At 63.2% G+C, this 26,281-nt stretch carries 26 protein-coding genes and 3 tRNA genes; 22 read left to right on the top strand and 7 right to left on the bottom strand.

Annotated features, from left to right (window positions below; all coding sequences use genetic code 11):
- The first annotated feature begins 205 nt into the window (after window positions 1-205).
- The 3 genes from AC1MHZ_RS10720 to AC1MHZ_RS10710 are packed head-to-tail and all read left to right on the top strand — an operon-like array spanning window position 206 to window position 3,768.
- Window positions 206-865, top strand: coding sequence for a paraquat-inducible protein A (locus AC1MHZ_RS10720; protein ID WP_482966334.1), 660 nt, complete (start codon window positions 206-208; stop codon window positions 863-865).
- A complete protein-coding gene (locus tag AC1MHZ_RS10715) occupies window positions 852-1,475 on the top strand; it encodes a paraquat-inducible protein A (protein WP_324818724.1) in 624 nt (207 codons plus the stop codon). Before AC1MHZ_RS10720 ends, AC1MHZ_RS10715 begins: the two co-directional genes overlap by 14 nt.
- Window positions 1,468-3,768 (top strand): PqiB family protein, encoded by a 2,301-nt coding sequence (locus tag AC1MHZ_RS10710; protein WP_482966333.1) that lies wholly within the window; start codon window positions 1,468-1,470, stop codon window positions 3,766-3,768. The genes AC1MHZ_RS10715 and AC1MHZ_RS10710 overlap by 8 nt, the downstream gene beginning before the upstream one ends.
- A gap of 129 nt (window positions 3,769-3,897) precedes the next feature.
- Here the strand turns inward: AC1MHZ_RS10710 and rpsT are convergent, their stop codons facing one another.
- On the bottom strand, window positions 3,898-4,176 hold the full coding sequence (gene rpsT / locus AC1MHZ_RS10705) for a 30S ribosomal protein S20 (protein WP_023382471.1): 279 nt from the start codon (window positions 4,174-4,176) through the stop codon (window positions 3,898-3,900).
- A gap of 251 nt (window positions 4,177-4,427) precedes the next feature.
- On the opposite strand from rpsT, the gene murJ reads away from it, so the two are divergent.
- From murJ to ispH, 6 genes are all read left to right on the top strand, one after another.
- Window positions 4,428-5,966 (top strand): murein biosynthesis integral membrane protein MurJ, encoded by a 1,539-nt coding sequence (gene murJ, locus AC1MHZ_RS10700; RefSeq protein ID WP_324818729.1) that lies wholly within the window; start codon window positions 4,428-4,430, stop codon window positions 5,964-5,966.
- A gap of 118 nt (window positions 5,967-6,084) precedes the next feature.
- Window positions 6,085-7,035: a bifunctional riboflavin kinase/FAD synthetase gene (ribF, locus tag AC1MHZ_RS10695; RefSeq protein WP_368829388.1), complete on the top strand. Its 951-nt coding sequence runs from the start codon at window positions 6,085-6,087 to the stop codon at window positions 7,033-7,035.
- Window positions 7,032-9,863 carry an isoleucine--tRNA ligase gene (gene ileS, locus AC1MHZ_RS10690; protein WP_084857011.1) on the top strand — a complete coding sequence of 944 codons (2,832 nt, stop codon included), beginning with the start codon at window positions 7,032-7,034 and terminating at the stop codon, window positions 9,861-9,863. The genes ribF and ileS overlap by 4 nt, the downstream gene beginning before the upstream one ends.
- Entirely contained in the window at window positions 9,856-10,371 is a 516-nt protein-coding gene (gene lspA / locus AC1MHZ_RS10685; protein WP_084857012.1) for a signal peptidase II, read from the top strand. Before ileS ends, lspA begins: the two co-directional genes overlap by 8 nt.
- Window positions 10,364-10,801 (top strand): FKBP-type peptidyl-prolyl cis-trans isomerase, encoded by a 438-nt coding sequence (gene fkpB / locus AC1MHZ_RS10680; protein ID WP_084857014.1) that lies wholly within the window; start codon window positions 10,364-10,366, stop codon window positions 10,799-10,801. The genes lspA and fkpB overlap by 8 nt, the downstream gene beginning before the upstream one ends.
- Window positions 10,802-10,815: 14 nt before the next feature.
- Window positions 10,816-11,763 (top strand): 4-hydroxy-3-methylbut-2-enyl diphosphate reductase, encoded by a 948-nt coding sequence (ispH, locus tag AC1MHZ_RS10675; RefSeq protein ID WP_084857016.1) that lies wholly within the window; start codon window positions 10,816-10,818, stop codon window positions 11,761-11,763.
- Here the strand turns inward: ispH and AC1MHZ_RS10670 are convergent, their stop codons facing one another.
- On the bottom strand, window positions 11,764-12,255 hold the full coding sequence (locus AC1MHZ_RS10670; RefSeq protein WP_084857017.1) for a GspH/FimT family pseudopilin: 492 nt from the start codon (window positions 12,253-12,255) through the stop codon (window positions 11,764-11,766).
- A gap of 107 nt (window positions 12,256-12,362) precedes the next feature.
- Here AC1MHZ_RS10670 and AC1MHZ_RS10665 point away from each other — a divergent pair, with 107 nt between their 5' ends.
- The 5 genes from AC1MHZ_RS10665 to thiO are packed head-to-tail and all read left to right on the top strand — an operon-like array spanning window position 12,363 to window position 15,393.
- Window positions 12,363-12,710: a type IV pilus modification PilV family protein gene (locus AC1MHZ_RS10665; RefSeq protein ID WP_143515210.1), complete on the top strand. Its 348-nt coding sequence runs from the start codon at window positions 12,363-12,365 to the stop codon at window positions 12,708-12,710.
- On the top strand, window positions 12,707-13,372 hold the full coding sequence (locus tag AC1MHZ_RS10660; protein WP_084857304.1) for a PilW family protein: 666 nt from the start codon (window positions 12,707-12,709) through the stop codon (window positions 13,370-13,372). The genes AC1MHZ_RS10665 and AC1MHZ_RS10660 overlap by 4 nt, the downstream gene beginning before the upstream one ends.
- Window positions 13,369-13,851, top strand: a complete 483-nt coding sequence (locus tag AC1MHZ_RS10655; protein ID WP_482966332.1) for a hypothetical protein — start codon at window positions 13,369-13,371, stop codon at window positions 13,849-13,851. Before AC1MHZ_RS10660 ends, AC1MHZ_RS10655 begins: the two co-directional genes overlap by 4 nt.
- A 1-nt stretch (window position 13,852) precedes the next feature.
- A complete protein-coding gene (locus tag AC1MHZ_RS10650) occupies window positions 13,853-14,257 on the top strand; it encodes a type IV pilin protein (protein WP_084857021.1) in 405 nt (134 codons plus the stop codon).
- Window positions 14,258-14,292: 35 nt separating this feature from the next.
- The gene (thiO, locus tag AC1MHZ_RS10645; RefSeq protein ID WP_324817076.1) at window positions 14,293-15,393 is read left to right on the top strand and encodes a glycine oxidase ThiO; all 1,101 of its coding nucleotides are present in this window, start codon (window positions 14,293-14,295) and stop codon (window positions 15,391-15,393) included.
- Window positions 15,394-15,455: 62 nt separating this feature from the next.
- Here the strand turns inward: thiO and AC1MHZ_RS10640 are convergent, their stop codons facing one another.
- Window positions 15,456-15,686, bottom strand: coding sequence for a PP0621 family protein (locus AC1MHZ_RS10640; RefSeq protein ID WP_084857024.1), 231 nt, complete (start codon window positions 15,684-15,686; stop codon window positions 15,456-15,458).
- 94 nt (window positions 15,687-15,780) lie between these two features.
- On the bottom strand, window positions 15,781-16,800 hold the full coding sequence (locus tag AC1MHZ_RS10635) for an outer membrane protein assembly factor BamD (RefSeq protein WP_084857026.1): 1,020 nt from the start codon (window positions 16,798-16,800) through the stop codon (window positions 15,781-15,783).
- A gap of 148 nt (window positions 16,801-16,948) precedes the next feature.
- Between AC1MHZ_RS10635 and rluD the strand changes: the two genes are divergently transcribed.
- The 6 genes from rluD (at window position 16,949) to AC1MHZ_RS10605 (ending at window position 22,073) form a co-directional block, all read left to right on the top strand.
- Window positions 16,949-17,911 (top strand): 23S rRNA pseudouridine(1911/1915/1917) synthase RluD, encoded by a 963-nt coding sequence (gene rluD / locus AC1MHZ_RS10630; protein ID WP_084857027.1) that lies wholly within the window; start codon window positions 16,949-16,951, stop codon window positions 17,909-17,911.
- Window positions 17,908-18,645, top strand: coding sequence for a peptidoglycan editing factor PgeF (pgeF, locus tag AC1MHZ_RS10625; protein ID WP_482966331.1), 738 nt, complete (start codon window positions 17,908-17,910; stop codon window positions 18,643-18,645). The genes rluD and pgeF overlap by 4 nt, the downstream gene beginning before the upstream one ends.
- Before the next feature lie 256 nt (window positions 18,646-18,901).
- Window positions 18,902-21,466, top strand: a complete 2,565-nt coding sequence (gene clpB / locus AC1MHZ_RS10620; RefSeq protein ID WP_084857031.1) for an ATP-dependent chaperone ClpB — start codon at window positions 18,902-18,904, stop codon at window positions 21,464-21,466.
- Between the two features lie 368 nt (window positions 21,467-21,834).
- A tRNA-Asn gene (locus AC1MHZ_RS10615) sits at window positions 21,835-21,910 on the top strand.
- Between the two features lie 4 nt (window positions 21,911-21,914).
- Window positions 21,915-21,991, top strand: a tRNA-Pro gene (locus tag AC1MHZ_RS10610).
- A gap of 6 nt (window positions 21,992-21,997) precedes the next feature.
- Window positions 21,998-22,073: transfer RNA gene (locus tag AC1MHZ_RS10605), tRNA-Lys, on the top strand.
- A 179-nt stretch (window positions 22,074-22,252) separates the two neighbouring features.
- Here the strand turns inward: AC1MHZ_RS10605 and AC1MHZ_RS10600 are convergent.
- The 3 genes from AC1MHZ_RS10600 to AC1MHZ_RS10590 all read right to left on the bottom strand — a co-directional run bounded on the left by AC1MHZ_RS10600 (window position 22,253) and on the right by AC1MHZ_RS10590 (window position 24,568).
- Window positions 22,253-23,548, bottom strand: a complete 1,296-nt coding sequence (locus AC1MHZ_RS10600; protein ID WP_482966330.1) for an NAD(P)/FAD-dependent oxidoreductase — start codon at window positions 23,546-23,548, stop codon at window positions 22,253-22,255.
- Window positions 23,549-23,632: 84 nt separating this feature from the next.
- Window positions 23,633-23,806 (bottom strand): DUF3094 family protein, encoded by a 174-nt coding sequence (locus tag AC1MHZ_RS10595; protein WP_084857035.1) that lies wholly within the window; start codon window positions 23,804-23,806, stop codon window positions 23,633-23,635.
- Between the two features lie 132 nt (window positions 23,807-23,938).
- On the bottom strand, window positions 23,939-24,568 hold the full coding sequence (locus tag AC1MHZ_RS10590) for a DUF1780 domain-containing protein (RefSeq protein ID WP_084857037.1): 630 nt from the start codon (window positions 24,566-24,568) through the stop codon (window positions 23,939-23,941).
- A gap of 141 nt (window positions 24,569-24,709) precedes the next feature.
- On the opposite strand from AC1MHZ_RS10590, the gene AC1MHZ_RS10585 reads away from it, so the two are divergent.
- Complete coding sequence (locus tag AC1MHZ_RS10585) at window positions 24,710-25,390, top strand: energy-coupling factor ABC transporter permease (RefSeq protein ID WP_084857039.1); 681 nt, start codon at window positions 24,710-24,712, stop codon at window positions 25,388-25,390.
- Between the two features lie 395 nt (window positions 25,391-25,785).
- Entirely contained in the window at window positions 25,786-26,274 is a 489-nt protein-coding gene (locus AC1MHZ_RS10580) for an Hcp family type VI secretion system effector (protein ID WP_084857041.1), read from the top strand.
- Window positions 26,275-26,281: the final 7 nt, after the last annotated feature.

The following is a 26,281-nucleotide window of genomic DNA, read 5'->3' as shown; positions in this document are numbered from 1 at the left end:
CATGTGAGAGTAGGTCATCGTCAAGATTCATTTCGCAAAACCCCTATCTGCGCGAGCAGGTAGGGGTTTTGTCTTTCCGGTCACTGGAGCTGTGGGAGCGGTATAAGGGCTGCGCCTACATAAGGTGGGTTACCGTTATGGCTATCTCCCACAATTCGAGTCAGAACACTAGAATAGAGCCCATTCCTCCATTCAGACGTCTGATATGCCCAAGCCCCCCGACTCCGAAGCGCTGGCTCAGTTGCCGCTGGAAAAGCTCGTTGCCTGCCATGAGTGCGACCTGCTGATGCGCAAGCCAACGTTGCAGGATGACGAAAAGGCGCATTGCCCCCGGTGCGGTTATGAGCTCTATGCTCACCGCCATAACGTGGTCAACCGCAGCCTGGCCCTGGTGATCACTGCACTGTTGCTTTATGTGCCCGCCAACTTCCTGCCCATCATGCAGCTGCACCTGCTTGGCCAGACCTCCGACGACACTGTCTGGAGCGGTGTGCTGGGCCTGTACAACTCGCAAATGCGTGGTGTTTCCGTGGTGGTGTTCCTGTGCAGCATGGCGATTCCGTTGCTCAAGCTGCTCTGCCAGTTGCTGGTATTGCTGAGCATCCGCCTGGATATCGGGCGCAGCCATGGCCTGCTCTTCTATCGTATCTATCACCACCTGCGTGATTGGGGCATGCTCGAGGTGTATTTCATGGGGGTTCTGGTTGCGATCGTCAAACTGGTCGACCTGGCTGAACTGACCATAGGGCTTGGCCTGTTCTGTTTCATCAGCCTGTTGCTGGTTCAGGTGTGGCTGGAAGTCGTGATGTCGCCACACCAGATCTGGAGTGCACTGTCGGGGGAGGATGAGCATGCGAGCGCTTGATGCAGGCATCCTGGTCTGCAATGAATGCCATGAACTCAACCGCCAGGAACCTGGTAGTGATTCGCAGACCTGCACCCGCTGCGGGGCGATCGTGCATGCGCGTCGGCCTAACAGCATCGTGCGTACGTGGGCGTTGCTCATTACGGCGACCATTCTCTACATCCCTGCCAACGTCTTGCCGATCATGACGGTGAGTGCGTTGGGGCAGGGCAGCCCGGACACAATCATGTCCGGCGTCATCACCCTGCTCAAGCACGGCATGCTGCCCATTGCTGCCGTAGTGTTCATCGCCAGTATCCTGGTGCCGACGTTCAAGTTGGTCGGTATCGGGCTGCTGCTTTATTCGGTGCAGCGGCACCAGCCCCTGTCGGCCCGGCAGAGGATATTGATGTACCGCTTCATCGAATTCATCGGGCGCTGGTCCATGCTGGATATTTTCGTCATTGCCATCCTGGTGGCAGTGGTGAATTTCGGCCGCATCGCCAGCGTCGAAGCCAACCTGGGCGCCGTCGCTTTCGCCTCTGTGGTGATCTTGACGATGCTCGCTGCTTTAACTTTCGATCCCCGACTGATCTGGGATAACACGGAGTCGGATGACGACCATGAGTGACATGCCTACGGCTAAAACCCGACCAGCCTCGAACTGGTCGGCCATCTGGATCCTGCCGCTGATCGCATTGATGATCGGCGGTTGGCTGGCCTGGCAGGCCTATCGTGATTCGGGGGTGGATATCCAGGTGCGTTTCCTGTCCGGTGAAGGCATCGTCGCCAACAAGACCGAAGTCATCTACAAAGGCATGTCGGTCGGCAAGGTGAAGACCTTGGTGCTCGATGCGGAGGGCAGTAACACCGGTGTCATCGCCACCATCGAAATGAACAAGGCCGCCGAGCCGCACCTGACCACTGGTACGCGCTTCTGGCTGGTCAAGCCCAGCGTCAGCCTGGCGGGCATCTCCGGTCTGGAAACCCTGGTATCCGGCAACTACATCGCCGTCAGCCCTGGTGAGGGTGAGAAGACCAAGCGCTTCACGGCCTTGTCGGAGGCGCCACCGCTGTCTGACACCGAGCCGGGCCTGCACCTGACCCTCAAGGCGGATCGCCTGGGGTCGCTCAACCGCGACAGTCCTGTCTTCTACAAGCAGATCAAAGTCGGCCGGGTGAAGAGCTACCGCCTCTCCGAAGACCAGGATACCGTTGAGATCAAAGTCTTCATCGAACCTGCCTACGCCAACCTGGTGCGCAAGCACACGCGTTTCTGGAATGCCAGCGGCATCAGCATCGATGCCGACCTGTCGGGCGTGAAGCTGCGCAGCGAGTCCCTGGCCAGCATCGTGGCCGGTGGCATCGCCTTCGCGACCCCCGAGCACCGCCAGGACAGCCCGCCGACCGATCCGACCCTGCCGTTCCGCCTGTACGAAGACTTCGACGCGGCCCAGGCCGGCATTCGGATCAAGGTCAAGCTGGCGGACTACGAGGGGCTGCAGGCCGGTCGTACGCCGGTCATGTACAAAGGTATTCAGGTCGGCTCGCTCAAGACCATGAAGATCGCCGATGACCTGAGCAGCGCCACGGCCGAGTTGACCCTGGACCCGCTGGCCGAAGACTACCTCGTCGAAGGCACGCAGTTCTGGGTGGTCAAACCGTCCATTTCGCTGGCGGGTATCACTGGCCTGGAAGCCCTGGTCAAAGGTAACTACATTGCCATCCGCCCGGGCGAGAAGGGCGCCAAGCCCCTGCGTGAGTTCGAAGCGCGTGCCAAAGCGCCGCCGCTGGACCTCAAGGCGCCGGGCCTGCACATGGTGTTGTTCGCCGAAAACCTCGGCTCGCTCGAAGTCGGCAGCCCGGTGATGTATCGCCAGGTCAAGGTCGGTAGCGTGCAGAGCTACCAGTTCGCCCGCAACAGCAAGCGGATCCTGATCGGCGTGCATATCGAGAAGGAATACGCCAATCTGGTCAACGGCTCGTCACGGTTCTGGAACGCCAGCGGCATCACCCTCTCTGGTGACCTGTCAGGGATCAAGGTCAAGAGTGAGTCGTTGCAGACGCTTATGGCCGGTGGTATTGCCTTCGACACGCCGAAGCCGGATGTGCCCCTCAAGCGCCACATTCCACGTTTCCGCCTTCACGAGAACCAGGAAGCCGCCGACCGTGCCGGTACCCTGATCACCATTCGCGTCGATCGCGCCGATGGCCTCAAGCCGGGTACGGCGATTCGCTTCCGCGGCCTGGATGTGGGCAGCGTCGAGAGTGTCGACCTGACCGCTGACCTGCAGGCCGTGCTGCTGCGGGCGCGCATCACCCAGGCGCAGGCGCGCATCGCCCGTGCCGGCACCCAGTTCTGGGTGGTCAAGCCTGCCTTCGGCCTGGTACGTACCGAAAACCTCGACACCCTGGTGGGAGGGCAATATCTGGAAGTCTTGCCAGCCATCAAGGACAAGGGGCCCCAGCATGACTTCATCGCCTTGCCCGAAGCCCCCGAGGTGGCCGGCCCGGTGGTCGGGCTGCCGCTGACCCTCAGTGCGCCCCGGCGTGGTTCGATCAAGCCAGGCGTACCGGTGACCTATCGCGAGGTCACAGTCGGCAAGGTCACTGGCTTCGAGTTGGGGCAAACGGCAGACCGTGTGCTGATCCACATCCTCATTGAGCCTCGTTATGCGGCCCTGGTGCGCGGCGGCAGCCGTTTCTGGAACAGCAGTGGCTTCGGCTTCGACTGGGGCCTGTTCAAGGGTGCCACGGTGCGTACCGAGTCGCTGGAGACGTTGATCGATGGCGGTATCGCCTTCGCCACGCCGGAAGGCGAGCAGATGGGCAACCCGGCCCGGCCGCAGCAGACCTTCGCCTTGTTCGACAAGCCCGAGGATGAGTGGCTGAAATGGGCGCCGAAGATCCAGGTCGGCAAGTAAGCGTAGAGGGCCGCTATGCGGCCCTTTTTACTGGACGGCTTTTCCTGTGTAGGAGCGGGCGTGAATGCGCCCCAAATCGCAGGCAATAAAAAACCGACCCTAGGGTCGGTTTTTCGACAAGCGCGTCGCTTAGGCAGCTGCAGCTTCTTTCAGTGCCTTGATGTGGCCATTCAGACGGCCTTTGTGGCGAGCAGCCTTGTTCTTGTGGATGATGCCCTTGTCGGCCATACGGTCGATTACAGGCACAGCCAGGATGTAGGCGGCTTGCGCTTTTTCGGCGTCTTTTGCGTCGATGGCCTTGACTACATTCTTGATGTAGGTGCGGACCATGGAACGCAGGCTGGCGTTGTGGCTGCGACGCTTCTCAGCCTGTTTTGCACGTTTCTTGGCGGAAGGTGTGTTGGCCACCGTCGAGCTCCTCGAAAGACTTTAGGTAAATAGCAAACAAAATAGGCCGCGAATCATGCCGATCAGTCGAACGGTTGTCAAGGCCACCTTGAGGGATCCGCCGAGCGGTGCGCAAGCGAGAAGGAAGGATTTCTTTCTGCGCAGCGACCTGTAAACTCGGGAGTTTTGGCTTCCCCGTCAAAAGGCGCGGAAGTATCGCATATTCGGGCGCTTTCTGGCAGCGCCCTCCGTCTCAGGCGCGAATTTTTTCCATGAACCTGCTCAAATCCCTGGCCGCCGTCAGCTCCATCACCATGATTTCCCGGGTGCTCGGGTTCATACGCGATACCATCCTGGCCCGTGTATTCGGCGCCGGCATCGCCACCGATGCCTTCTTCATCGCCTTCAAGCTGCCCAACCTGCTGCGGCGCATCTTCGCCGAAGGGGCCTTCTCCCAGGCGTTCGTACCGATCCTGGCCGAGTACAAGACCCAGCAGGGCGAGGAGGCCACCCGAACCTTCATCGCCTACATCAGCGGCCTGCTGACCCTGGTCCTGGCCGTGGTCACGGCCTTGGGCATCCTCGCCGCGCCCTGGATCGTCTGGGTGACGGCCCCCGGTTTCGTCGACAGTGCCGAGCGCTACGAGCTGACCACGGCCCTGCTGCGGGTGACCTTTCCTTATATATTGCTGATTTCGTTGTCTTCGCTGGTAGGCGCGATCCTCAATACCTGGAACCGCTTTTCCGTCCCCGCGTTCACACCGACCCTGCTGAACGTGGCGATGATCGCCTTTGCCGTGCTGCTCACACCTTACTTCGACCCGCCGATCATGGCCCTGGCCTGGGGCGTGCTGGCCGGGGGCCTGGCGCAGCTGCTGTACCAACTGCCGGCGCTGAAGAAGATAGGCATGCTCGTGCTGCCGCGCGTGAGCCTGCGCGACACCGGCGTCTGGCGGGTGCTCAAACAGATGCTGCCGGCGATCCTCGGTGTGTCCGTCAGCCAGATCTCGCTGATCATCAACACCATCTTCGCGTCGTTCCTGGTAGCAGGTTCGGTCTCGTGGATGTACTACGCCGACCGTCTCATGGAGCTGCCCTCGGGCGTGCTGGGCGTGGCCCTGGGCACCATCCTGCTGCCAACCCTGGCCAAGACTTACGCCAACCGTGATCGCCACGAGTATTCGCGGATCCTCGACTGGGGCCTGCGCCTGTGCTTCCTGCTCGTATTGCCTTGCACCCTGGCCCTGGCGATCCTCGCCGAACCGCTGACCGTGGCGTTGTTCCAGTACGGCAAGTTCACTGCGTTCGATGCGGCCATGACCCAGCGAGCGCTGATCGCCTATTCCGTCGGCCTGCTGGCGATCATCCTGGTCAAGGTACTGGCACCGGGCTTCTATGCGCAGCAGAATATCCGCACGCCCGTGAAGATCGCGATCTTCACCCTGGTCTGCACGCAGTTGCTCAACCTGGCGCTCATCGGGCCGCTGCAGCATGCCGGGCTTGCCTTGGCCATCAGCCTCGGCGCCTGCCTCAATGCCGGCCTGTTGTACTGGAAGCTGCGCAGCCAGCAGCTGTTCCAGCCGCAGCCGGGCTGGACGATGTTCCTGCTCAAGCTGCTGCTGGCGGTTGCCTTGATGTCCGGCGTGCTGTTGGCCGGCATGCATTACCTGCCGGCCTGGGAGCAGGGGGGCATGCCTGAGCGGTTCTTGCGCCTGGGGGCGTTGATCCTGGCGGGTGTGGTGACCTACTTCGGTTGCCTGTACCTGTGCGGTTTCCGGCCCCGGCATTTCGCTCGCAAGGCCTTGCATTGAGGCCGATGGCGGGCCAGGCGTCGGTTTTTCGTATTCAACGCCGCCCTGTGGCGCTGCTGCCTGTCACCGGCGCCCGGGTGTGGTTATAATCGGCCACTTTATGAGCAAGAAGCGCGTTATGCAGCTGGTTCGAGGTCTTCACAACCTGCGCCCCGAGCACCGGGGCTGTGTCGCCACTATTGGCAACTTCGACGGGGTTCACCGTGGCCACCAGGCAATCCTGGCGCGCCTGCGTGAGCGTGGGCAGGCACTTGGCCTGCCGACTTGCGTGGTGATCTTCGAGCCGCAGCCGCGTGAATACTTCGCCCCCGACACTGCACCGGCACGCCTGGCGCGCCTGCGCGACAAGGTCGAGCTGCTGGCCGCCGAAGGCATCGACCGGGTCCTGTGCCTGGCCTTCAACCAGCGCCTGAGCACGCTCAGTGCCGACGAGTTCGTCAAGGCGATCCTGGTCGATGGCCTGGGCGTGCGCCACCTCGAGGTGGGGGATGACTTCCGTTTCGGCTGTGACCGCGCCGGCGACTTCGCCTTCCTGGTCGAGGCCGGCAAGCACTACGGTTTCTCCGTCGAGGCCGCCAATACTGTGATCCAGGACGGCCTGCGCGTCAGCAGCACCGAAGTGCGCAAGGCGCTGGCCGATGGCGACTTCGAGCTGGCCGAGCATCTGCTGGGCCGCCCATACCGTATTACCGGGCGTGTGCTGCACGGGCAGAAGCTGGCCCGCCAGCTCGGCACGCCGACTGCCAACATCCAGCTCAAGCGCCGCCGCGTGCCGCTGTCCGGGGTCTACCTGGCCAGCATCGAGATCGACGGCAAGGCCTGGCCGGGTGTCGGCAACATCGGGGTGCGCCCCACCGTCGCTGGCGACGGCCGGCCGCACCTCGAGATTCATCTACTGGACTATGCCGGCGATCTCTATGGCCGGCGCCTGACGGTGGAATTCCACCACAAGCTGCGCGAGGAGCAGCGTTTCGCCTCCCTGGAGGCGCTGAAGTCGGCGATCGACGCGGACATCGCCGCCGCACGTGCCCACTGGCACGCTCAACCGCTAACGAAGAGCCTGAAATGACCGACTACAAAGCCACGCTAAACCTTCCGGACACCGCCTTCCCGATGAAGGCCGGCCTGCCTCAGCGCGAACCGCAGATCCTGCAGCGCTGGGACAGCATTGGCCTGTACCAGAAGCTGCGCGAAATTGGCAAGGATCGTCCGAAGTTCGTCCTGCACGACGGCCCGCCCTACGCCAACGGCAAGATCCACATCGGTCATGCGCTGAACAAGATCCTCAAGGACATGATCGTCCGCTCCAAGACCCTGTCGGGCTTCGACGCGCCCTATGTACCGGGCTGGGACTGCCACGGCCTGCCGATCGAGCACAAGGTCGAGGTCACCCACGGCAAGCACCTGACTGCCGACCGCACCCGCGAGCTGTGCCGCGAATATGCCGCCGAGCAGATCGAAGGGCAGAAGACCGAGTTCATCCGCCTGGGCGTGTTGGGTGATTGGAACAATCCCTACAAGACCATGGACTTCGCCAACGAGGCCGGTGAAATCCGCGCCCTGGCCGAAATGGTCAAGCAAGGCTTCGTGTTCAAGGGCCTCAAGCCCGTGAACTGGTGCTTCGATTGCGGTTCGGCCCTGGCCGAGGCCGAGGTCGAGTACGCCGACAAGAAGTCCCAGACCATCGACGTGGCTTTCCCGGTCGCCGACGAGGCCAAGCTGGCCGCGGCCTTCGGCCTGGCCTCGCTGGCCAAGCCCGCCGCCATCGTGATCTGGACCACCACCCCTTGGACCATCCCGGCCAACCAGGCGCTGAACATCCACCCGGAGTTTAGCTATGCACTGGTCGACACCGGCGAGCGCCTGCTGGTACTGGCTGAAGAGCTGGTCGAGTCGTGCCTCAAGCGCTACAACCTGGAAGGCTCGGTGCTGGCCACCGCCCCGGGCTCCGCGCTGGAGCTGATCAACTTCCGCCACCCGTTCTACGACCGCCTGTCGCCCATCTACCTGGCCGACTACGTCGAACTGGGCGCCGGTACCGGCGTTGTCCATTCCTCGCCCGCCTATGGTGAAGACGACTTCGTCACCTGCAAGCGCTACGGCATGGTCAACGACGACATCCTCACCCCGGTGCAGAGCAACGGCGTGTATGTCGATTCGCTGCCGTTCTTCGGCGGCCAGTTCATCTGGAAGGCCAACCCGGCCATCGTCGACAAGCTCAGCGAAGTCGGTGCGCTGATGCACACCGAGACCATCAGCCACAGCTACATGCACTGCTGGCGCCACAAGACCCCGCTGATCTACCGCGCCACAGCCCAGTGGTTCGTCGGCATGGACAAGCAGCCCAACACCGGCGAGCCGCTGCGCGAGCGTGCCCTCAAGGCCATCGAACAGACCAAGTTCGTCCCGTCCTGGGGCCAGGCGCGCCTGCACGCGATGATCGCCAACCGCCCCGACTGGTGCATCTCGCGCCAGCGTAACTGGGGTGTACCGATTCCGTTCTTCCTCGACAAGCAGACCGGCGAGCTGCACCCGCGCACCGTCGAGCTGATGGAAGAAGTCGCCAAGCGTGTCGAGAAGGAAGGCATCGAGGCCTGGTTCAAGCTCGACGCCGCCGAACTGCTCGGTGAAGAAGCCGGCCAGTACGACAAGATCAGCGACACTCTGGACGTGTGGTTCGACTCCGGCACCACCCACTGGCACGTGCTGCGTGGCTCCCACGACATCGGCCACGCCACTGGCCCGCGCGCCGACCTGTACCTGGAAGGTTCTGACCAGCATCGCGGCTGGTTCCACTCCTCCCTGTTGACCGGTTGTGCCATCGACAATCACGCGCCGTACCGCGAGCTGCTGACCCACGGCTTCACCGTGGACGAGAGCGGCCGCAAGATGTCCAAGTCGCTGGGCAATACCATCGAGCCGCAGAAGGTCAACGATACCCTGGGTGCCGACATCCTGCGTCTGTGGGTTTCGGCCACCGACTATTCCGGCGAAATGGCCGTTTCCGAGCAGATCCTGCAGCGCAGCGCCGACGCCTACCGTCGTATCCGCAATACCGCGCGCTTCCTGCTGTCGAACCTGTCCGGCTTCGACCCGGCCCGCGACCTGCTGCCGGCCGACGATATGCTGGCCCTGGACCGCTGGGCCGTCGATCGCACCCTGCTGCTGCAGCGCGAGCTGGAGGAGCACTACAGCGAGTACCGTTTCTGGAACGTCTACTCCAAAGTGCACAACTTCTGTGTCCAGGAGCTGGGTGGCTTCTACCTCGACATCATCAAGGACCGCCAGTACACCACCGGCGCCAACAGCGTCGCCCGTCGTTCCTGCCAGACCGCGCTGTACCACATCAGTGAAGCGCTGGTGCGCTGGATCGCGCCGATCCTGGCGTTCACCGCCGACGAAATCTGGCAGTACCTGCCGGGCGAGCGTAACGAGTCGGTCATGCTCAACACCTGGTACCAGGGCCTGTCCGAGCTGCCTGAGGGCTTCGAGCTGGATCGCGCCTACTGGGACCGCGTCATGGCCGTCAAGGCCGCGGTCAACAAGGAACTGGAGAACCAGCGCGCCGCCAAGGCCATCGGTGGCAACCTGCAGGCCGAAGTCACCCTGTTCGCCGAAGAGGGCCTGAGCGCCGACCTGGCCAAGCTGGGTGACGAGCTGCGCTTCGTGCTGATCACCTCGGCGGCCAGTGTGGTGCCGTTCGTCCAGGCGCCGGCCGATGCCGTGACAACCGAAGTCGAAGGCCTCAAGCTGAAGGTCGTCAAATCCGGCCATGCCAAGTGCGGCCGTTGCTGGCACTTCCGTGCCGACGTCGGCAGCCATCCGGAGCACCCGGAAATCTGCAGCCGCTGCGTAGACAACCTCAGCGGTACCGGTGAGGTGCGCCACTATGCCTAACCTTGCAGCGGGGCGCTTCGGGCGCCTTGCCTGGCTCTGGCTGAGCCTGGTGGTACTGGTCCTGGACCAGGCCACCAAGGTCTACTTCGAAGGGGCCTTGAGCCTGTACCAGCAGATCGTGGTTATCCCCGACTACTTCAGCTGGACCCTGGCCTACAACACCGGCGCTGCGTTCAGCTTCCTCGCCGACAGCTCCGGCTGGCAGCGCTGGCTGTTCGCCCTGATCGCCCTGGTGGTCAGCGCCGTGCTGGTGGTCTGGCTCAAGCGCCTGGGGCGCGGTGAGACCTGGTTGGCCGTTGCCCTGGCGCTGGTGCTTGGCGGTGCGCTGGGCAACTTGTACGACCGTATCGTGCTGGGCCACGTGGTCGACTTCATCCTGGTGCACTGGCAGAACCGTTGGTATTTCCCGGCCTTCAACCTGGCCGACAGCGCAATCACCGTCGGTGCGGTGATGCTGGCGCTGGATATGTTCAAGAGCAAGAAGTCCGGAGAACCTGTCCATGACTGAGACCCGTATCGGCCAGAACACCGAAGTTACCCTGCACTTCGCGTTGCATCTGGAAAACGGCGACACCGTCGACAGCACCTTCGACAAGTCGCCGGCCACCTTCAAGGTCGGCGACGGCAACCTGTTGCCAGGTTTCGAGAATGCGCTGTTCGGCTTCAAGGCTGGTGACAAGCGCACCCTGACCATCGCCCCGGAGAACGCCTTCGGCCAGCCGAACCCGCAGAACGTGCAGGTCATGCCACGTTCGCAATTCACCGACATGGAATTGTCCGAAGGCCTGCTGGTGATCTTCAATGACGCCGCCAACGCCGAGTTGCCCGGTGTGGTCAAGGCATTCGACGACGCCCAGGTGACCATCGACTTCAATCACCCACTGGCCGGCAAGACCCTGACCTTCGAGGTGGAAATCCTCAAGGTCAAGGCCCTGTGAGCCTGGAGCCGAGCATGCAAATCAAACTCGCCAACCCTCGCGGCTTTTGCGCCGGGGTGGACCGGGCGATCGAGATCGTCAACCGCGCCCTGGAAGTCTTCGGCCCGCCGATCTATGTGCGCCACGAAGTGGTGCACAACAAGTTCGTGGTCGAGGACCTGCGCAATCGTGGCGCCATCTTCGTCGAAGAGCTCGACCAGGTGCCGGACGACGTCATCGTCATCTTCAGCGCCCATGGCGTTTCCCAGGCCGTGCGCCAGGAAGCTGCAGGCCGTGGTCTGAAAGTATTCGACGCCACCTGCCCGCTGGTGACCAAGGTGCACATCGAAGTGGCCAAGTACAGCCGCGACGGCAAGGAGTGCATCCTCATCGGCCATGCCGGGCACCCGGAAGTCGAAGGCACCATGGGCCAGTACGACGCCAGCAATGGCGGCGCCATTTACCTGGTGGAAGACGAGGAAGACGTCGCCAAGCTTGAGGTCCGCGACCCGCAGAACCTGGCCTTCGTCACCCAGACCACGCTGTCGATGGACGATACCAGCCGCGTCATCGATGCCCTGCGCGAGCGCTTCCCGAACATCGGCGGCCCGCGCAAGGATGACATCTGCTACGCCACCCAGAACCGCCAGGATGCGGTCAAGCAACTGGCCGGTGAGTGCGACGTGGTTCTGGTGGTCGGCAGCCCCAACAGCTCCAACTCCAACCGCCTGCGTGAGCTGGCCGAGCGCATGGGCACCCCGGCCTACCTGATCGACGGCGCCGAGGACATGCAGCAAGGCTGGTTCGACGGCGTCGCTCGCATCGGCATCACCGCTGGCGCTTCGGCCCCCGAGGTGCTGGTGCGTGGTGTCATCGAACAGCTGCGCGCCTGGGGCGCCACCGGTGCCGAAGAGCTCGATGGCCGCGAAGAGAACATCACGTTCTCCATGCCCAAGGAACTGCGGGTTCGCTCGCTGATCTGATCAGGCACCTGCGCACCGTGACGGCTCGTTCGACATGGTGCGCAGGTCGACCCTGCCGCTGGGGGCCAGCACTATCCAGTAACGACTTGCCTGCGCCGTGCGGCGGCAAATCTCCAGTGTTCCGCCCAGGAACCCACCGTTGCCTCGCAGCGGTACGCCCAATCCACTGAACTTCACTTCCTTGCCCAGGTTGCTGGCGATACTCAACTTGCGCGCCAGGCGTTGCTCGCGCAGCGATTGGTTGTTATGCGCCAAGCGTGTTCGCCATCCCTTGCCCCAATCACCCTCCAAGGGTTCAACCAACACCGTTTGTTGCTGCAGCAAAGCGTGGCTGCGTGCGCTGCGCAGGGCCTGTGCCAGGTCCCGGGCTGCAGAGGCGTGGTGTAGGTCGTCACTGAGCTGGTTGTAGGCCGGTAGCCCTACGTTTGCCAGAAGGCTGGCCAATGCCAGCGCGCACATCATTTGTATCAGTGTTACGCCACGTTGCTTCACCGTGCATTCCTCCCTGGAAGTGCTTCGCTGTAGCTTCAAGGCCGGTGGGCGGAGCGTCCAATCGGCCAGGTCGAAGTGAAGAGGCAGGAAATTTCCCGGAGGGATGAATGGACGCGAAGGAGCGCGGCATGACGCTGCTGGAAGTGGTGTTGACGATCGTGGTACTGGCGCTTGGCTTGTTTGCCGCGGCGGCCCAGCAAATGCGTGGTTTGCAGGCGCTTGATGACGCGCGGCGCGAGACCCAGGCAGTGTTCCTGGCGCAAGGGTTGTTGGAGCGGAGTAGGGCCGCGGGCACCTTGGCGCCTGGCGAGAGGGCCGCCTGGCAAGGTCGGCTCGTCCAACTCCTGGGGGCTTCGGCGCAAGGGCGCGTAACGGAGGCCGGCCACGCCTTGGTGGTTGAGGTCCATCAAGCAGGCCAGTTATTAACCAGCCTGCAGGCCAGGGCATGGCCATGAACCGCTGCCAGGCCGGCTTCGGTTTGCTCGAAGCCCTGCTGGCGCTGGCGATCGGGTTGATGTTGCTGGGGGCGGCGAGTCAGCTGTTCGTCTCGGCCTACCACGCCTGGCAAGTGCAGTCTGTCGCCGTACGCTTGCAGGACGATGCCCGCCTAGCACTGCAACGGATGGCCCAGGACATCCGTATGGCCGGCATGTTCGGCTGCCTGCGCCAGGATGCCATCGTTTTTGAAAGCCAGGCCGCTGCCGAGGCGTTCGCCCAGCCATTGCAGATCACACTGTCCGGGAATGGACGCCTCGAGAGCCTGGGGTTGGTCGGTGAGCAGTTGCCTGGTACCGGGCGGCAGCCTGACTGGGTGTTGCTTACGGACTGCCTGAGCTGGGCAGAGGTCAGGCATCGACCCCCACCAGGCAGCGGGGCGGCACTGGTGGTTCCTATCCAGCGCGTCACCTACCAATTGCATGGCGATACCTTGAGGCTTGGGCGCGCGGGCCAGGCACAAGCCTTGATCGACCGGGTGCGTGACCTGCGCGTGGTCCTGGTGCCAACCCACCAAGGTGGCCGGGTCGATCTGCAGCTCACGCTGTTCGATCCGCAACACCAGGTCGAGCTGCGGCACGAGGTGAGCGTTGCCCTGCGTAACGGGGAGCCCGACGTATGAAGCGTCAACGTGGCATCGCTCTTTTGACGGGGCTGGTGCTCAGCCTGTTGGCCGGGTTGCTGGCCGCCTCGGCCCTGCGCGACGCCTTGGTGCAGGCCTATATGGCCGGGCAGTTACGGGCCAGTGCCCAGGCCCTGGAGCAGGCCGAAGCTGTGTTGCTGGAGGGCAGGGCGCGGTTGTTGCTGGCACCACCAGGGCCGTGCCAGCGCTGTCGGCCACCTGCCGATGCCCATGACGTGCAGGGCGGGGAACCTGGCTGGCAATGCGCTGAGCAAGGGTTCTTCCTGTTGCAGAACCTGGGCGAAAGCACCCTGGTCGCGCACCTGCCCGACGGCGCCCGGGCGCGCCTGTATCGGGTGACCGCCGTCAGCCGCCAGCAGCAGGCGCGGCACGTGCTGGAGGCGGTCTATGCCCTGCAGCCGGGGCCGAACGCCCCACTTCGGCGCATCCTGTGGCGCCAACGCTTGAGGGAGCCATGACATGCAGCGAGGCCTGAGCCTGATCGAATTGTTGATTGTCGTGGCCGTCAGCGGCATTCTGGCAGCCATTGCCTACCCCAGTTACAGCGACCAGCTCAGGCGTGCCGCGCGAAGTGAAGTGGTTGGCCTGCTGCAGGACGCAGCCCTGCGCCTGGAGCGCCACCGTGCGCGCACGGGCCAATACGCAGGTTCCGACCCTCAGTTACCGCCATTGCCTGCCGGCACCCGCTACTACAGCGTACAGGTGCAACGCGATGACGACAGCTTCCGCCTGCTCGCCAGGCGCCAGCCCGATGGGCTGATGGCCGACGACCACTGCGGCGACTATCAGCTTGACCATGCCGGCGCGCGTGACAACCCAGGCGCAGGCGCAGGTGCGACGGCCGAAGGTTGCTGGGGTTATTGAAGGCCCGGTTCATATTTCAGGTAGTGGAACGACAGATGAGCAAGCAAGTAGTGATTGTCGGCGGCGGCGTGATCGGCCTGTTGACTGCGTTCAACCTCGCGCCGAAGGTCGACCGGGTGGTGGTCTGCGACCAGGGCGAAGTAGGGCGCGAGTCGTCCTGGGCCGGCGGAGGTATCGTCTCGCCGCTCTACCCTTGGCGCTACAGCCCGGCGGTGACCGCGCTGGCGCACTGGTCCCAGGACTTCTACCCGCAGTTGGGCGAGCGGCTGTTCGCCACGACCGGGATCGATCCTGAAGTACACACCACGGGCCTGTACTGGCTGGACCTGGACGACGAAGCCCAAGCCCTGGCATGGGCTGAGCGCGAGCAGCGGCCGCTGAGCGCCGTGGACATCTCGGCGGCCTACGATGCCGTGCCGGTTCTCGGCCCTGGCTTCAAGCGCGCCATCTACATGGCAGGCGTGGCCAATGTGCGCAATCCGCGGCTGGTCAAATCGCTCAAGGCTGCCTTGCAGGCCCTGTCCAACGTGACCCTGCGCGAGCACTGCGCGGTCACCGGGTTCCGGCAGGAGCAGGGGCGTGTAACCGGTGTGCAGACCGCCCAAGGTGTGCTGGAAGCCGATGACGTGGTGCTCAGCGCTGGCGCCTGGAGCGGCGACCTGCTCAAGACCCTGGGGCTGGCGTTGCCGGTCGAGCCGGTCAAGGGGCAGATGATCCTGTTCAAATGCGCCGAAGACTTCCTGTCGAGCATGGTATTGGCCAAGGGGCGCTACGCCATTCCGCGTCGCGACGGGCATATCCTGGTCGGCAGCACCCTGGAGCATGCCGGCTACGACAAGACGCCCACCGGCGAGGCACTGGAGAGCCTCAAGGCATCCGCGGTGGAGCTTCTGCCCGCCTTGGCCGATGCCACGGTGGTGGCGCACTGGGCAGGCCTTCGCCCAGGGTCGCCCGAGGGCATCCCCTATATCGGGCGCGTGCCGGGGCACGATGGGCTGTGGTTGAACTGCGGGCATTACCGCAACGGGCTGGTGCTGGCGCCGGCATCATGCCAGCTGTTCACTGACCTGCTGAGCGGCCGCGAGCCGATCATCGACCCGGCGCCTTATGCGCCAGGTCCGCGTCTGGTCGCGTGATGTAAGAGCGGGTAAACCCGCGCCCACACAATAACCTCTGGGAGCGGGCCACCCCCGAAACATCAACGCTGCGAGCCGGGCCCTTGCTCCAGGTGCGCCTGGCTGCAATACCAGTCGTTGCCCAGCCGCAGGGCGCGGTCATTGGGCAGGTGCACGCCGCAGTGGGCGCAGCGCACCATCTTCAGCGGGTCGTCGAGCTTGGGCTCGGCAGGAGTGTGTTGGCTGGCCTTGAACTTGCGCCACAGCCAGAACGCAGCGGCGATCAGGGCGATCCAGAAAAGTAGACGAACCATGGTGTCCAGCTTGTCGAGAATGAAGAGCGACAGTCTAGGGCGGCGCCAATAAAAAAGGGAGGCCTCGGGCCTCCCTTTCTCATGCAGCGGTCGATCAGTCGAACAGACCGAAGGTCATGTAGCTGAACCACGAACGGTCCTTCTCGGCTTCCTTCGGGCCTTCAGGGCGGATCGCATCACCGTCTTCGTCCTTGGGCAGCAGTTCTTCAGGCATTTCTGCACGAGCATCCTGGAACTGCTTGACCACGTCCTGGTTGGCGCGGGTCTCGCCCGGCGGCAGCGGGGTGTCGGTTTCGATCAGGCCCAGGGTCGCCTTGGACAGCCACGAGCGGTTGTCGGCTTCGTCCTGCTTGGGCTCGAACTGGCCATCGACCAGGCTTGGGTGGTCTGGGTAGTTGAGCTTGAGGGTTTCCAGGCTGGTGGCTGCCAGCTCGTCCAGGTGCAGGCGCTGGTAGGCCTCGACCATCACGGCCAGGCCGTCGCCGACCGATGGGGTTTCCTGGAAGTTCTCGACCACGTAGCGGCCACGGTTGGCCGCGGCCACGTAGGCCTGGCGGCTCAGGTAGTAGTCGGCCACGTGGATCTCGTAGGCCGCCAGCAGGTTGCGCAGGTAGATCATGCGCTGCTTGGCGTCCGGCGCGTAGCGGCTGTTGGGGAAGCGGCTGGTGAGCTGGGCGAACTCGTTGTAGGAGTCGCGGGCGGCGCCCGGGTCACGCTTGGTCATGTCCAGCGGCAGGAAGCGCGCCACCAGGCCACGGTCCTGGTCGAACGAGGTCAGGCCCTTGAGGTAGTAGGCGTAGTCGACGTTCGGGTGCTGCGGGTGCAGGCGGATGAAGCGCTCGGCGGCGGACTTGGCGGCTTCCGGCTCGGCGTTCTTGTAGTTGGCGTAGATCAGCTCCAACTGGGCCTGGTCGGCGTAGCGGCCGAACGGGTAGCGCGACTCCAGGGCCTTGAGCTTGCTCACGGCGCTGGTATAGCTGTGGTTGTCCAGGTCGGCCTGCGCCTGCTGGTACAGCTCGGCCTCGCTGAGGTTCTCGTCGACGACTTCCTTGTTGGAGGAACAGGCAGCGGTGAGCCCGAGGATGGCGATCAGCAGCAGGTGTTTCACTTGCATGGCGGCTTGCGTCCCTTTGACGGCCGCTGTCTTGGGCGGTGCCGTCCTGTTATGATGAGCGCCCCCGGCCGAACCCGGGGCAAAAGAAGTCGTATTTAACCACAAGCGTGCAGCCGAAACCAAAGGCTGTGCGCCCGCCGAATCGAGCATGTCCGAGATCATTCAACTTAGCGCAGAGGTCCCGTCCGAACTGGGCGGTCAACGCCTCGACCAGGTCGCCGCCCAACTCTTCTCCGAGTACTCGCGCTCGCGCCTGGCCTCGTGGATCAAGGATGGTCGCCTGACGGTCGACGGCGCGGTGCTGCGCCCGCGCGACACCGTCCACAGTGGCTCCATCCTGGCCCTGGAGGCCGAGCAGGAGGCCCAGGGCGAATGGGTGGCCCAGGACATCGAGCTGGACATCGTCTACGAAGACGACCAGATCCTGGTGATCAACAAGCCCGCCGGGCTGGTTGTGCACCCGGCGGCGGGCCATGCCGACGGCACCTTGCTCAATGCGCTGCTGCACCACGTGCCGGATATCGTCAACGTACCGCGCGCCGGTATCGTGCACCGCCTGGACAAAGACACCACCGGCCTGATGGTGGTCGCCAAGACCCTGCAGGCCCAGACCAACCTGGTCGACCAGCTGCAAAAGCGTTCGGTCAGCCGCATCTATGAATGCATCGTGGTTGGCGTGGTCACCGCCGGTGGCAAGATCGACGCGCCCATCGGTCGCCATGGTGGCATGCGCCAGCGCATGGCGGTGACCGACGGCGGCAAGCCTGCGGTCAGCCATTACCGTGTCCTCAAGCGCTTCCGCTCGCACACCCATGTGCGGGTCAAGCTGGAAACCGGCCGTACCCACCAGATTCGCGTGCACATGGCGCATGTGGGCTTCCCGCTGGTCGGCGACCAGACGTACGGCGGCCGTTTCCGCATCCCGCCGGCAGCCAGCGTGGCCATGGTCGAGGCGGTCAAGAACTTCCCGCGCCAGGCCCTGCATGCGCGCTTCCTGGCACTGGATCACCCGATCACCGGCGAGCGCATGGAATGGGCCTCGCCGCTGCCGGATGATTTCGTCTGGCTGCTGTCGCTGCTCAACCAGGACCGCGAGAGCTTCATCGGATGAGCGGCCTGACGCAGTCGCTGCTGTTCCCCGACTGGCCGGCCCCGGCCTCGGTACGCGCCTGCGTCACCACCCGCCAGGGCGGCATCAGCCTGCCGCCCTACGACACCTTCAACCTCGGTGACCACGTCGGTGACGACCCGGCCGCGGTCGCCGAGAACCGTCGCCGCCTGAGCGACGCATTCGGCATTCGCCCGGCTTGGCTCAAGCAGGTCCATGGCGTGGTGGTGGCCGACGCCGACCCGGCATGTGTGGCCGAGGCCGACGCCAGCTTCACCGACCAGCCCAACATCGCCTGCACCGTGATGACCGCCGACTGTCTGCCCGTGCTGTTCTGCGACCGCGCCGGCACTCGCGTGGCAGCGGCCCATGCCGGCTGGCGCGGGCTGGCGGGCGGTGTGCTCGAGGCCACCCTCGACCGCCTTGGCGTGCCTGCCGAGGATGTACTGGTATGGCTTGGCCCGGCCATTGGCCCCCAGGCCTTCGAAGTCGGCGTGGAAGTGCGCGATGCCTTCACCGCCCAACATCCTGAAGCGGCCCAAGCCTTCGTGCCAGGGGAGCGCCCGGGCAAGCTGATGGCCGATATCTACCAGCTCGCCCGCATCCGCCTGGCGGCTCGTGGCGTCACCGCCGTATATGGCGGCGGCCTGTGCACGGTCAACGACCCACGCTTCTTCTCCTATCGCCGCACGCCGCACGGCGGGCGCTTCGCCTCCCTGGTCTGGCTGCAAGCCTGAGCCACATTTCCTTGTAGGAACGGTGGGAGCAACTGTTCTGCAAAGTTTCTGAGAATTGGCCCGATCCCTGTGGGGGCCGGCTTGCCGGCGATTGGGCTGCAAAGCAGCCCAGTCACAACTCAACCTGCTGACCCGTGTCAACCCCGCTACGCTTGAATCTTTCAGAATCACCCTTATCTATTGGTCATCTCAGGCAGGTTTCTTCATTACAGGTGCTATCCATCGCTCCGCCTGCCCTTATAGGAAGGTATCCCCCATGCGAATAGACCGTTTGACCAGTAAGCTGCAACTGGCGTTATCCGATTCCCAATCCCTGGCCGTGGGCATGGACCACCCGGCCATCGAGCCCGTGCACCTGATGCAGGCGCTTATCGACCAGCAGGGCGGCTCCATCAAACCCCTGCTGATGCAGGTCGGCTTCGATGTCAATGGCCTGCGCCAGGCCTTGGCGAAGGAGATGGACCATCTGCCGAAGATCCAGAACCCTACCGGCGATGTGAACATGTCCCAGGACCTGGCGCGCCTGCTCAACCAAGCTGACCGCCTGGCCCAGCAGAAGGGCGACCAGTTCATTTCCAGCGAGCTGGTGCTGCTGGCTGCCATGGACGAGAACAGCAAGCTTGGCAAGCTGCTGCTCAGCCAGGGCGTGAGCAAGAAAGCCCTGGAGAACGCCATCAACAACCTGCGCGGCGGCGCGGCGGTCAACGACCCCAACGCCGAGGAGTCGCGCCAGGCCCTGGACAAGTACACTGTCGACCTGACCAAGCGTGCCGAGGAAGGCAAGCTCGACCCGGTCATCGGCCGTGACGACGAGATCCGTCGTACCGTGCAGGTGCTGCAGCGCCGTACCAAGAACAACCCCGTGCTGATCGGCGAGCCTGGCGTCGGCAAGACCGCCATCGCCGAAGGCCTGGCCCAGCGCATCATCAACGGTGAAGTACCCGACGGCCTCAAGGGCAAGCGCCTGCTGGCGCTGGACATGGGCGCACTGATCGCCGGCGCCAAGTACCGCGGCGAGTTCGAGGAGCGCCTGAAGGCCCTGCTCAACGAGCTGTCCAAGCAGGAAGGGCAGATCATCCTGTTCATCGACGAACTGCACACTATGGTCGGCGCTGGTAAAGGCGAGGGCGCCATGGACGCCGGCAATATGCTCAAGCCGGCCCTGGCCCGTGGTGAGCTGCACTGCGTCGGTGCCACCACGCTGAACGAGTACCGCCAGTTCATCGAGAAGGACGCCGCCCTCGAGCGCCGGTTCCAGAAGGTGCTGGTCGACGAGCCGAGCGAGGAAGACACCATTGCCATCCTGCGCGGCCTGAAAGAGCGCTATGAGGTACACCACAAGGTGGCCATCACCGACGGTGCGATCATCGCAGCGGCCAAGCTCAGCCACCGCTACATCACCGACCGTCAGCTGCCGGATAAGGCCATCGACCTGATCGACGAAGCGGCCAGCCGCATTCGTATGGAGATCGACTCCAAGCCGGAAGTGCTCGACCGTCTCGACCGTCGCCTGATCCAGCTGAAGGTGGAATCCCAGGCCCTGAAGAAGGAAGAGGACGAAGCGGCCAAGAAGCGCCTGGAGAAACTCACCGAGGAAATCCAGCGCCTTGAGCGCGAATATTCCGACCTCGAGGAAATCTGGGCGTCGGAAAAAGCCGAGGTGCAGGGGTCGGCACAGATCCAGCAAAAGATCGAGCAGGCGCGTCAGGAACTCGAGGCCGCCCGCCGCAAGGGCGACCTGAGCCGCATGGCCGAGCTGCAGTACGGGGTGATCCCGGACCTGGAGCGCAGCCTGCAGATGGTCGATCAGCATGGCAAGAGCGAGAACCAGCTGCTGCGCAACAAGGTGACCGAGGAAGAGATCGCCGAAGTGGTGTCCAAGTGGACCGGCATCCCAGTGGCCAAGATGCTCGAAGGCGAGCGTGAGAAGCTGCTGAAGATGGAAGAGCTGCTGCACCAGCGCGTCATCGGCCAGAACGAAGCCGTTACCGCCGTGGCCAACGCCGTGCGCCGCTCCCGGGCTGGCCTGGCCGACCCGAACCGGCCGAGTGGCTCGTTCCTGTTCCTTGGCCCTACCGGCGTGGGCAAGACCGAGCTGTGCAAGGCGTTGGCCGAATTCCTGTTCGACACCGAAGAGGCCATGGTGCGTATCGACATGTCCGAATTCATGGAGAAACACTCCGTGGCTCGGTTGATCGGTGCCCCGCCCGGGTACGTGGGCTACGAGGAGGGCGGCTACCTGACCGAGGCTGTGCGGCGCAAACCCTACTCGGTGGTGCTGCTCGACGAAGTGGAGAAGGCGCACCCGGATGTATTCAACGTGTTGCTGCAGGTGCTCGAGGATGGCCGCCTGACCGACAGCCATGGCCGTACGGTGGACTTCCGCAACACGGTGATCGTGATGACCTCCAACCTGGGCTCGGCGCAGATCCAGGAACTGGCCGGTGATCGCGAGGCCCAGCGGGCGGCGGTGATGGATGCAGTGAGCTCGCACTTCCGTCCGGAGTTCATCAACCGGATCGACGAAGTGGTGGTGTTCGAGCCCTTGGGCCGCGACCAGATCGCCGGCATCACCGAGATCCAGCTCGGCCGCCTGCGCAGCCGCCTGGCCGAGCGCGAGCTGTCGCTGAGCCTGAGCCCGGAGGCCTTGGACAAGCTGATCGCCGTCGGCTACGACCCGGTGTATGGCGCACGTCCGCTCAAGCGTGCGATCCAGCGCTGGATCGAAAACCCGCTGGCGCAGTTGATCCTCAGCGGGCAGTTCCTGCCTGGCGCGGCGATCACCGCCAAGGTCGAAGGCGACGAAATCGTCTTCGCTTGAGCCCGGCAGTAAAGAAAGAGCCCCGCATTGGCGGGGCTCTTTCGTATCGGCTTCCTGGTGTTGGGCCTACCGACCCAGTTGCGGGACAACGCAACCCCCTGATTTTTCTGGACCCGATCTAACTTGCTGAAAATTTTGAAAAAAATACTTGCACAGAAAATCGAGTGCCCCTAATATACGCCCCGCTGTCAGGCACTACACAGATCACCGGCGGTACAAGGGATCTGAAAACAATTTGCAAATCAGTAACTTGAAAGCAAATTGGGGGTTGACAAGCAAAACGAAGAATGTAGAATAGCCGGCCTCAGCAGCGACAACGCTGAGGAGTTCGAAGCTAACACAGCCTTCGAAGTTGTACGAAGTTCAGTTCCGCGATAGCTCAGTCGGTAGAGCAAATGACTGTTAATCATTGGGTCCCTGGTTCGAGTCCAGGTCGCGGAGCCAATTTCGGGGTGTAGCGCAGTCCGGTAGCGCGCCTGCTTTGGGAGCAGGATGTCAGGAGTTCGAATCCCCTCACCCCGACCATTTTCCGGGTCGTTAGCTCAGTTGGTAGAGCAGTTGGCTTTTAACCAATTGGTCGTAGGTTCGAATCCTACACGACCCACCATGTAAAAAGGGCATCTCGAATGAGATGCCCTTTTTCTTTGCCTCGAATTTGATACGCCTGCGATTTTGGGGCCTGCCTTGCAGGCCTTCGCGGCACAAGGCCGCTCCTACAGGAAAACGCGATCCTGTGTAGGAGCGGCCTTGCGCCGCGAAAGGGGCGTCAAGCGCCCCCAGCGATCGTCAGTGCAACTTCAACCGCGGCTCTGTACCCCGTCCAATCTTGCTCCCGAGCATCATCATCGCCGTGCGGAAGAACCCGTACAGCGCCATCTGGTGCATCCGGTACAGCGATACATAGAACATCCGCGCCAGCCAGCCCTCCAGCTTCACGCTGCCCATCAGGTTACCCATCAGGTTGCCCACCGCCGAGAAGCGCGACAGCGAAACCAGCGAGCCATAGTCCTTGTATTCGTAGCTCGGCAGCGGCTTGTTCTCCAGGCGCGCCTTGAGGCTCTTGGCCAGCATCGAAGCCTGCTGGTGTGCCGCCTGTGCCCGTGGCGGCACATTGCGGTCGCTGCCCGGTTGCGGGCAGGCGGCGCAGTCGCCGAAGGCGAAGATGTCATCGTCGCGGGTGGTCTGCAGGGTAGGGCGCACCACCAACTGGTTGATACGGTTGGTCTCCAGCCCGTCGATGTCCTTGAGGAAGCCCGGCGCACGGATACCGGCCGCCCACACCTTCAGGCTGGCCTGGATCACTTCGCCGGAAGCCGTCTTCAGCCCATCCTCGGTCACCTCACTGACCGCCGCATTGGTCATCACCGTCACCCCGAGCTTTTCCAGGGTCTTGTGCACCGGCACGCTGATGCGCTCGGGCAAGGCGGGCAGCACGCGGGGGCCGGCCTCGATCAGGGTGATGTGCATGTCCTTGGGCTGGATGCGGTCCAGGCCATAGGCCGCCAGTTCATGGGCGGCATGGTGCAGCTCGGCCGCCAGTTCTACGCCTGTTGCGCCGGCGCCGACGATGGCTACGCTGATCTTCTCGCTGGCCACATCACCGGCATGGGCGCGCAGGTAATGGTTGAGCAGCTGCTGATGGAAGCGCTCGGCCTGCTTGCGGGTGTCCAGGAACAAGCAGTGCTGCGCCGCACCTAGAGTGCCGAAGTCGTTGGTGTTGCTGCCGACGGCGATCACCAGCGTGTCGTAGCCCAGGGTGCGCGCAGGCAACAGCTCGCGGCCCTCTTCATCGAGGGTCGCGGCCAGTTGGATCTGCTTGGTTGCCCGGTCCAGCCCGCTCATGCGTCCCAGCTGGAAATTGAAGTGGTTCCACTTGGCCTGGGCCACGTAGTTCAGTTCGTCTTCCGAGGAGTTCAGCGAGCCTGCGGCCACTTCGTGCAGCAAAGGTTTCCAGATGTGCGTCAGGTTGGCGTCGACCAGGGTGATCTCGGCCTGCTTGCGCTTGCCCAGGCTTTTACCCAGGCGGGTCGCCAGTTCCAGGCCGCCGGCGCCGCCGCCGACAATCACGATGCGATGAGTCATTGGGATATCTCACAAGTTTTACGGAATTCGTGGCCATGTCGGCCGGCCGCGGCTTGCAGAAGGGGAGGGCGAGCGCGAGGCAGCTCATAGCACCAGTCCACTCAGCAGGCGGCTCAACAGGCCCAGACCGATGGTCACCGCGACCACCAGCACAAGGAGCAGCAAAGGCCGGAAGGGCCTGCGCTCGACTCGATGCTGGGGGGCACGCAGATACTCATCGACGCGACGCTGATCTTCAGGATTCAGGCGGCTGGTCATGGTGGGCCTCGTCAGATAGACGTTTGTGACTGCGTGCACGCCACAGCGTTCACGCAAGCGCTTGAAACAAATGATAATGCGTTATATCGCTGGCGCCGAGTGTACGCCATCGCAAAGACTCTCGGCACTGGATCAAAGACTGATGCCCACGTCGAAGACAATGCTGCGCCCCAGGTTGCCGCGTAGGAAATCCGGCGCGTCGGGGTGGGCGAACAGCACTCGGGCAAATGTCGGCCCCACCAGCGACAGTGACCGCCAACCCTGGCGCAGGTACTCGGTGGGCGGCGGGAAATGGCTGTTGAGGTCCAGTACTTCGCGCTTGAGGCTGGCGAAGGCGATGATGTCCAGCTCGCCCAGGTCCAGCCCGCGTTCCTGGTAGTTGTGCGCCTTCTTGCGCAGGGTCGGCGCCAGGCGTCCGAGCAGTTCCTGGGCACTGATCCGCCGTGGCCTGGCCTCGCGGCGCACCAGCTGGCTCAGGGAAAACGCGCTGCGTCGGCGCTGCAACTCCTCGCGCCACTCGTCATTGAGCCGGCGCCCTTCATCGAGCACGAAGAACACCTCGAACGCCGCATCGCGAAACAATACGTCTGGCGGCTCCTGGCCGGCCGGGGTGAAATCCTCGCTGCGGTAGGGAATATTCAGCCCTTGCAGCAGGCGTTGACACACCCAACGCTCGCGTTCCCATTTGCGGGCATTGGACAGAAACGCATTCGCTTGTTCGGCCTGTATGGTAAGCAGGCGCAGATAGTCTGAGTCATCCATGGGAACAAGCTTAGTCGCTATCGATGACGGTAAGATGCTGTTTGTGCGCAAGAATCGCCCTTCGCCCAACCCGGCCCGGCCGGCGCTGGCAACGATAGGGTGTAGACTCGACCTATTCGGCACGGCAGAAGGAGCGAACCGGTGATCAGCGCGCAGGTCCTGTCCACCACCAGCCTCACCCTGGGTTGGCTCGGCTACGTGCCCCTGCTCATCTGGGCCCTGGCCCGCACACGCTGGGTGGAGCTGTTCAGCGACAGCCGCCGCCAGCACCTGTTGTTCGGCACCGTGTTCGGCCTGTTCATCCTGTGGTTGGTGCGACGCGACTTCGACACGGGCGTGTCCTACCACTTCATCGGCATGACCGCCGTGACCCTTCTGCTCGACTGGCCATTGGCGATTGTCGGTGGCGCCTTGGCCCAACTCGGCCTGCTCGCCCTCGGACGCCTGGAGCTGGCCGCGCTGGGCGTCAACGGCCTGTTGATCATCGGCCTGCCAGTGCTGGTGACGGAGGTGTGCGCCATCCTGGTCGAACGCGCCCAGCCGCGTAACCTGTTCGTCTATATCTTCTCGGGGTTCTTCGCTGCGGCGTTGTCGGCGCTGCTCTGCTTGCTCGCTGCGCTGGGCCTGCTATGGCTCGATGGGCGTTTCGCCATGCCAGAATGGCTGTCGGACTTCATCGGTTACCTATGGCTGATCATTTTCCCCGAGGCCTTCATCAACGGCACGGTGATCAGCGCGCTGGTAGTGTTCTGCCCAGAATGGCTGGAAACGTTCAACCGCACCCGATACCTGCAGGCACCTTGGAACGACGAAGATCGCTGAGGCCGTGTCGCAGCCAATAAGGCGCGCCCCTGTGGGAGCGGGCTTGTCCCGCGATCGAGGGCGAAGCCCTTGCTATGCCGCCGCGGAGGGCTGGGCCGGTCTAATCGCAGGGCCAGTCGGGCCGCCTCACCCACCGAGCCAGGCTAACTTCAAAACTCCGAACCCCTTCCTGTAGGAGCGGGCTTGCCCCGCGATGGGCCGCGCTCCTTTGGCATTCCCAGAAACAATTTCCTAACTATATAAATCAGTTTTTCCTTATTGTTCGTAGTCCATTTCCGATTTGCCATTTTACCGCCTTCTCTCCATTGCAGCGTCGTTCTCCAGCGCCTAGCCTCGCTCTGCACGACCCATTGCGAGGTCTGTTTCTTTTAATAATGACCAAGGAGAAGGTACGTATGTCGTTCGACGCATTCATTCAAATCGATGGAATTCCAGGCGAAGCGCTGGATGAGAAGTACAACAAGTGGATTGAAATCACCGGTTATAGTTTTGGCGTGAATCAAAGCACATCTGCGACAGCAAGCTCTGCAGGCGGTGCAGCGTCGGGGCGTACCAACCTGACGAATTTTACTTTCACTAAGTTCTTGGACAGTGCCAGTTGCAAACTGATGGAAGCCAGTTGCGCCGGGCAGCATCTGAAGGAGGTGAAGCTTGCACTCTGCAGAGCGGGCGGCGAGAAGCTCAAATATTATGAAGTCATTCTCGAAGAAGTGATCATCGCCGACTATACGCAAGAAGTGGGTGGTGGCGTGCCTGTCGAGATAGTGCAGTTGAATTACGGGCGAATCAAAACGACGTATATCCAGCAGAAACGGCAGGACGGTACCGGTGGCGGTAGCGTAGCAGGGGGCTGGGATCGGATCGGCAACAAAAAATACGCATGAGGTATTG

The organism is Pseudomonas sp. FA-1 (assembly GCF_056856075.1).
This window is presented reverse-complemented; position numbering and strand designations above follow the sequence as displayed.